The organism is Streptomyces sp. NPDC039480, assembly GCF_055597165.1.
This window is the reverse complement of record NZ_JBVITX010000033.1, coordinates 1-1363: the sequence shown is the minus strand read 5'-3', so window position 1 is coordinate 1363 and position 1363 is coordinate 1. Positions and strand designations below refer to the sequence as shown.

The following is a 1363-nucleotide window of genomic DNA, read 5'->3' as shown; positions in this document are numbered from 1 at the left end:
CAAGACGATTCAAGAACCACATCTGCTGCTGACCGAACGACAGCGGCAACGGCCCGGAACGATCCGCGCGGCCGATCGCCGAGGGGCCCCGGCCCGTGCCGGACCCGCCACGGCCACCACCGTCACCGCCACCGCTCAGCCGGCGCCGCAGCAGCTCCTCGCGCGTAACCGACCCCGGCACGCCCGGCTGACCGTTCTGGCCGTTCTCGCCCACGCTCACTTGCCCTCACCCTCAAGACGCAGCGACTCCGCCATGACCTCGGCGTCCGTCATCTGCTCGATCTCATCTCGTACTGCGGCCTCGACGGCTTCGCCCATGGTGGCGACGGTCGGGTTCTCGAAAACCGCCCTGATTGGAATGTCCACCGCGAACGCGGACTGGATCTGCGCGATCAGCCGGATCGCGAGGATCGAATTGCCGCCCCGTTGAAAGAAGTTGTCGTGGATGCCCACCGGGCGCCCGAGCAACTCCGTCCAGATCTCGGCGATGCGCTCCTCCACCAGTCCCCGTGGCGCCTCGGCCGCGGCGTCGGCCTCGGTGTCGTCCGGCTTGGGGAGGGCTCTGCGGTTGATCTTGCCGTTGGCGTTCAGCGGCAGGGCCGCCAGCTCGACGAACACGGCCGGGACCATGTAGTCGGGCAGCCGGACCGCGCAGTGCGCAGCCAGGTCCTCGGCCGCGACCGGGCCGTCGGCAGGCACGTAGTACGCCACCAGACGCTTGTCACCGAGGTCGTCCTCGCGCACGATCACCACGGTCTCGCGGATGCCCTCGTGGTCGAGCAGCACCGCCTGGATCTCTTCCGGTTCGATGCGGTAGCCGCGGACCTTGACCTGGAGGTCGGCACGGCCGATGAAGTCGACGCTGCCGTCCGCGAGGACCCGCACCATGTCCCCGGTGCGGTACAGCCGGGCTCCCGGCGCCCCGAACGGATCGGGCACGAACCGCTCAGCCGTCAGACCGGCACGCCCCGCATAACCACGCGCCACACCAGTGCCCCCGACATACAACTCGCCGGACACACCCACCGGTACCGGCCGCATACCCTGGTCGAGGGCGTACATGGTCATGTTGGGCAGCGGGCGCCCGATCGGTACCACGTCCGCCGCCACCGGCGCGGCCACCAGATAGGTGCACGTACCGACCGAGGCTTCGGTGGGGCCGTACTCGTTGATCAGACGCCCCTCGCCCAGCAGTGCCGCCCACTGCCCGGCGAGCCTGCCGGAGAGTGCCTCACCGGCGACGACCCAGATCCCGGCCAGCGCCCGGGCCTGCTCCTCGCCCAACTGATGCGTGAGGATCTCCAGATGCCCCGGAGTGAGCTTGACGAAGCTGAACGGCCCCGAATCCACCAGCCACGTGCCC

The 1363-nt window shown here is 69.6% G+C and carries 2 protein-coding genes; both read right to left on the bottom strand.

Going from position 1 to position 1363, the window contains the following annotated elements; all coding sequences use genetic code 11:
- A partial coding sequence (locus ACZ56E_RS40640; RefSeq protein WP_471222002.1) for a hypothetical protein occupies positions 1-220 on the bottom strand: 220 nt, incomplete at its 3' end.
- Positions 217-1363 (bottom strand): non-ribosomal peptide synthetase (locus ACZ56E_RS40635; protein ID WP_471222001.1); only part of this gene is annotated, 1147 nt, incomplete at its 5' end. The genes ACZ56E_RS40640 and ACZ56E_RS40635, both read right to left, overlap by 4 nt.